Below are 5,851 nucleotides of genomic sequence, written 5' to 3' on the forward strand. Positions count from 1 at the left end.
CTACATGAACGTAAACAAGTTGCTGATGAAAAAATTAGCGAGATTAAACAACAGAAACAAGAGTTAGATGCAAAACTTCAGCAAGACAAACAAATCGCCGAGGATAAAATCACTGAAATTAAAGAGCATAAAAAACAAGTAGATGAAAAAGTTGCTGAAATTAAAGAGCATAAGCAAACTGTTGATGAAAAGGTTAACGAGATTAAAGAACATAAACAAACTGTCGATGAAAAAGTGAATGAAATTAAGCAACATAAAGAGAACATCGATCAAAAGGTTAATGAACTTAAGGAAGTTAAAAAACAGGTAGATGAAAAATTAGCTGAGTTAAAGAAAGCGAAACAAACTGCTGAGGACAAACTTGCTGAAATTAAAGAAAATAAGCCGAATACCGGTAACACGTTAGAGGAACTTAAGAAAATTAAAGGCAATTTAGATAGTCTTTCCGCTAACTTAGAACTAGCTAAACAAGATATAAAAAACAAACTAGCTGAATTAAAAGAAGCTAGACAAGATTTACTAAATAAAATAAACGAAATGAAACAATCGAAACAAACTGTTTCAGATGATTTAACAAAGAAAAAACAAGACTTAGATATTAAAATAAACGATTTTAAACATACTGAGAAAAAAATTGATGACAAATTAGCTGAGATACATACAACGCAGCAACATGTAGATAACAAGATTAATGAAGTATCACAACCTAAACAAACGAAAGTGGATAATAACACTACTGCTACTGTTCCTGCAAAAGATAATGCTAGAGAACTTCCTAACGCTGGTAGTGAGCAATCAAATAACGTGCCACTTGGAATGTTATCAATTATAGGCGGACTTTTATTAGTTACGCGCAACAAAATTAAAATGCTTTTCTCAAAATAATGCTATTATAACTATCTTAATATATTCTATAAAAAGGACAACCGCACATATGTGTACGGTTGTCTTTTTTCTTTATATTAACTTCCCATCTCTAAGCGTCAATATACGATCACATACATCAAGCATTCTTTCATCATGTGTAATCATAATTGCTGCTTTTTGACTTTCTTTCACTTCACGTTTCATCATTTCCACAACTTCACGTGCGCGTTTTGAGTCTAAGCTTGCAGTTGGTTCATCAGCTAATATTAAATCTGGATTGTTMATGAAAGCACGAGCGATTGCGACCCTTTGTTTTTCCCCACCAGATAGTTGATTTGGATAATGAGTTTTTCTTTCGCCTAATCCAAATGCTGCTAATAAGTGATTCGCACGCTGTTCAGATTCTTGTTTGTTATCTTTTTTAAGCTTAGCAATGTAAAGCAATTGTTCTTTTACATTTAAATATGGAACAAGATTTGCAAACTGGAAAATGAAGCCGATTTTTTTCAAACGAATGTCTGTCATTTCCTTTTGTGATAACTTCGTAATATTTTTCTCACGAATGTAAATATCCCCTTTTGACGGTGATAGTAATGCACCCGCGATTGATAATAACGTACTTTTCCCTGATCCAGAAGGACCGACGATTCCGATAAACTCTCCAGCTTTCACATCAAGCGACATCGGGTGAAGGGCTGTTACTTCAGTATTCCCTTCTCCGTACACTTTACTTACTTTGTCTAATTTTAATAATGAAGTCATTACATCCCGCCTCCAATTGCTTCTAATGCATCAACTTTTAATACTTGGTATAACGAAATAAGTGTTCCTAAAATACTAATTACGATAAAGATTGCTGCATATTGTGCAATCATCGGTGTTGTTAATAAGAACGGCATACCTGCTGGTAAAATTTGTTCTAACCCTTGTACAAGAACAATACTGATTATCATCGCCACAACTGATAAGAATAACGCCTGTACGACTAAGCTATTTGCTAAATAAGAATTTTTCGTACCGATTGCTTTTAATACACCTAATTGCTGTGTTTTTTGTAATGTAATTACGTAGAAGAATACACCAATTAGTAACGCTGCGATAACAAGTAAGAACGCAATAATCATCGTTAATGTTCCTTGTTCTTCTTTAAATCCTGGAATACTTTGTAATACTTCTTTTTTGTCGATAACATGTGCATTTTTAATGTCTTTATCTGTATTAAGTGCAATTGCACTATAATCTTTTTGGTTTGGTTGTGAAATAGCGCCCCATACGTCTTCATTTACATAAACGACTGGTGTATGGCTAAACATTTGATTTTTCGTAAATCCAACGATTTTAAATTCTTTCTTTGAAACAGGATCAATAATTGTATCCCCAATATCGATTCCTTTTTCTTTAATTGATTCATCAGCAACCATTTCATTGTTTGCTGTACCTAACTTCTCACCTTCTACAATTTTCGGTTCTAAAAATGAATCGCGTTCACTTGAGAAAATAGCGACATCAACTTTTTTCGAACTACCTTTCTTTTCATAAGTTGAATTTTTTASACGAAACGGAACGGCCTCTTTCTCGCCTACTTGATTTACTACGTTATCTACATCATCTTGCTTAATTTGTGAACGAAGTAATTTATTTTCCGCATCATCTGCTAATACAAATTTATTTGCCTCCATATTTTGAATCGATGAAGCATTATCATATGATAATCCATTTGCTAATCCTGAAATGACAAGGACTAAAAATGATAATAACACCATAATAAGTCCGATTAATCCATATCTTAATTTTGATTGTTTTAATTCACGCAGAGCTAAAAACATTTCGCTCGCTCCTTCCTATTACTTTCTATGCACTTATAATAAAAAAGAAATATGAACGGAATATGAACAGAAGATTACATTACAAAGATTAAATTTTCTGAAAGTATTGAAAATAACTAAAATCCTTGATACAATTCAGTCAAATAATATTGACCGAGTAATTTAATTCAAGGAGTTGATCATTTTGAAGCCCATGTTAACATTAACTACTTATAGCCAACTAAAAGCAATGAGCGATCCACTACGTGTCGAAATGATGATGCGTCTATGCGAACGTCCTTATACAGGACAACTACTATCTGAGAAATTCGGCATTTCAAGGGCGAAAATTCATTATCATTTAAAAGAATTAGAGAAGAATGGTTTTATAGAAATCGTTTATACAGAAGAAAAGAATGGCATCGTTCAAAAGTTTTATCAATCTGTCGCTAAAGGCTTCACCCCTGCCGCAGACCTATTACCTCATTTAGAAATATTAAGCGAATCAGGTCGCCAAATCTTTTTACAAATGACGGAAAGAACGAAAAGCCATATTCTCGCTGCACCAGAAGAAGCTTTTACATTACGAAAAGTAAGCGAAGACCCAGCTGAATGGAATTACGTTTCATCCTGCTGGGAGTTTGATGCCACGCCAGAACAATTTCAAGTGTGGGTGAAAAAGTTTTATGAAGTGATGGCTGAATTAAACGAGATCACAAAAGATGCGGATAAGGATCCAAATAGTAAAGCTTATTACATTTCTACTACTGCACTGCAAATCGATGAGCGAGCAATGCAGCGATTTGTTAAAAAAGAAGAAAAATAAACTTGTCGATGTTTGTCGGCAAGTCGATATCTCATGTCGAAACGTCGATATAATCAAAGTTGTGTTCGATATATCCTGATTTACGTCGATATAATTTCATTTACAAAAAAATCGTAATACGATTTTTTTTACACCGACGGTCAATTTTATTTTACCGAATAATTTTTTCATAAAGGAGTAGATTAAATGGACGTATTAAAAAACCGGAATTTCCTCTTATTATTTTTAGGGAGAATTTTTACAAACATAGGAGATAGTTTGTATTATGTAGCAGCGATGTGGCTCGTATATGAACTTAGTGGTAATCCTTTTTATTCTGGATTGGCTGGTTTCCTTACATTATTACCTTCTGCATTACAATTTCTTACTGGTCCATTCGTTGATAGATGGTCAATCAAAAACACCCTCGTCATCACACAAGTTCTGCAATGCATTCTTATATTAATCATTCCTATTACACACTACTTCGATCTATTAACAGTTCAACTACTACTCATCATTATGCCCATCGTAGCCTTTATCGAACAATTCGCCTATCCCGCACAATCAAAAGCTTTACCACTTCTACTGCATAAAACACAATTATTAAAAGGAAACTCACTCTTTTCATTTGCATATCAAGGCATTGATTTAATTTGCACGACTCTTTCTGGAATATTAGTAGCACTACTTGGCGCAATCACTTTATATGTAATTGACTCCTTTACATTCGCGATTACTGCCCTTTTGTTCTTTTCATTAAAAATGCCGAAACAAGCAGAAGCCAATACATCGCTTTCCACTAAACAATATTTCTCTGAATTAAAAGAAGGCTTTTCAATCGTCTTTCGTTCATTAATGGGCGTCTTCTTAATCGGTTCAGTTGTCGCTAATTTTTCAATTGGTATGACGATGGCGATACTTCCTTCTTTCGCTGATTCTTTAGGAGGCGTGAAATTATATGGCTTCTTTTTAGCCGCTATATCAGCCGGCAGTTTAATCGGAGCACTATTCAGTTCATGGGTTGRCAAACGTAATGTTGGCCGTGTCTCCATTATTAGCTTTGCGGCTGGCGCTGTCTTTTGGTTTCTCTCTACGATTGTACCGTTTCAATGGCTGTCTATTTTCTTATTCGGCTTAGCTTGGATTCCAATTGGTGCTACCAACATATTATTTGCGACGATCAGTCAAATGGCTATTCCAAATCAATATCTTGGACGCATCAATTCAGTCATGCGAAGTATGGGCACAATTGCTATGCYGTTCGGCTCTTTAATTGGCGGATATACTGCAAATGTATTTAGTAGCCAACTCATTTTTGCGCTCGCTAGTATCGGGATTTTATTTATTTCTCTCGTATGGCTACTTCATCCGAAATTACGTTCATTGCCGAAAGCTGATGAAATTACAGCGGATACTTTTGGGCTTCGGTTTAAGGAAGAGTGCGGGAAAGGTGCGGCTTTATAGTAAAAATAAAGTATTATCTAATCCGTAATGTGTAGAGATAATAAAGTTATTTAATTTTAAAATCTCAAACAAGCATAACCCCGTTCTAAATTTAGGACGGGGTTAAAAATATAGTTGCTTAATTTTGTATGTAAGATACTTCACTACACTAAAAATAAAACAATAAAGTCGTTTAAAAATCTAAGTTTTATTCAACAATAACGCCTTTAATGGAATAACTAGAACGCTCAGTCAACGATTTGATGGCCATGCCCCCTGCATTTTCCTTAATTGAATAATTTGGCCTGTATGATAAGCATCATGAAGCATGATGTCCAGTAATTTACCCTCAAGTGAATTTTGTTCAAGCTCTTTTTCGGAAATTGCACTCAACACCTGTCTTAAATTACGTTGAGCATTTTCAGAACGTTCAACGACTTTCTTCCATTCCTTATCACCATTAGATTGATTGGTAAGATAAAAGGTTTCATCACCGTCGAGATTATGTGTCCATTCACGGCCTTCCAAGTTTGCAGCAAGTCTCTCTTTGTAATAAATGAGATGATTAACGTTCTCCCAAATGGTTTTCATTCCCTCTCCAGGTGGTTTCCAGATAGCCTGTTCGGCTGTAAGTCCTTCTATAGCATGTTTAAACGGTGCATACCAACTCTCTTTATCGAATGTGGAATCTAGTCCGTTTAAAAACAAGTCAATTCGTTTCAAAGTAATATCCCCCTAAATAGTTAAAGTTTCAATAACATCCTTATAGCTCTGTAGGGATTCTACATTTTCAAATAAACTTCCTGCTAATCTTATTCCACAAATTGGCCCAATTGCGGAATAGAAGGACTCGCTTTTTTTAAATAACTTTTTGTCAMTTTGAACGTAAGTGATAATATATCGACCAATTGCCAAAAATAATAAGAGG

Annotated in this window: 7 protein-coding genes; 3 read left to right on the forward strand and 4 right to left on the reverse strand. The window is 34.6% G+C overall.

Annotated features, from left to right (window positions below):
* Nucleotides 1–885 (forward strand): LPXTG cell wall anchor domain-containing protein (locus tag AC1DTM_RS16880; RefSeq protein ID WP_477000525.1); only part of this gene is annotated, 885 nt, incomplete at its 5' end.
* A 72-nt stretch (nucleotides 886–957) separates the two neighbouring features.
* Here AC1DTM_RS16880 and AC1DTM_RS16885 read toward each other — a convergent pair.
* Both AC1DTM_RS16885 and AC1DTM_RS16890 read right to left on the reverse strand, forming a co-directional pair.
* Nucleotides 958–1,629: an ABC transporter ATP-binding protein gene (locus AC1DTM_RS16885; protein ID WP_477000526.1), complete on the reverse strand. Its 672-nt coding sequence runs from the start codon at nucleotides 1,627–1,629 to the stop codon at nucleotides 958–960.
* A complete protein-coding gene (locus AC1DTM_RS16890) occupies nucleotides 1,629–2,693 on the reverse strand; it encodes an ABC transporter permease (protein ID WP_477000527.1) in 1,065 nt (354 codons plus the stop codon). Before AC1DTM_RS16890 ends, AC1DTM_RS16885 begins: the two co-directional genes overlap by 1 nt.
* A gap of 184 nt (nucleotides 2,694–2,877) precedes the next feature.
* Between AC1DTM_RS16890 and AC1DTM_RS16895 the strand changes: the two genes are divergently transcribed.
* Both AC1DTM_RS16895 and AC1DTM_RS16900 read left to right on the forward strand, forming a co-directional pair.
* A complete protein-coding gene (locus tag AC1DTM_RS16895; RefSeq protein ID WP_088078892.1) occupies nucleotides 2,878–3,498 on the forward strand; it encodes an ArsR/SmtB family transcription factor in 621 nt (206 codons plus the stop codon).
* Between the two features lie 186 nt (nucleotides 3,499–3,684).
* Nucleotides 3,685–4,944 (forward strand): MFS transporter, encoded by a 1,260-nt coding sequence (locus tag AC1DTM_RS16900; RefSeq protein WP_477000528.1) that lies wholly within the window; start codon nucleotides 3,685–3,687, stop codon nucleotides 4,942–4,944.
* Between the two features lie 231 nt (nucleotides 4,945–5,175).
* Here the strand turns inward: AC1DTM_RS16900 and AC1DTM_RS16905 are convergent, their stop codons facing one another.
* Both AC1DTM_RS16905 and AC1DTM_RS16910 read right to left on the reverse strand, forming a co-directional pair.
* Entirely contained in the window at nucleotides 5,176–5,646 is a 471-nt protein-coding gene (locus AC1DTM_RS16905) for a DinB family protein (protein WP_016105373.1), read from the reverse strand.
* A 12-nt stretch (nucleotides 5,647–5,658) separates the two neighbouring features.
* Nucleotides 5,659–5,851, reverse strand: a 193-nt coding sequence (locus tag AC1DTM_RS16910) for a hypothetical protein (protein WP_477000529.1), incomplete at its 5' end; no start/stop codon positions are given.

This window comes from Bacillus sp. P4_D3, assembly GCF_056401855.1.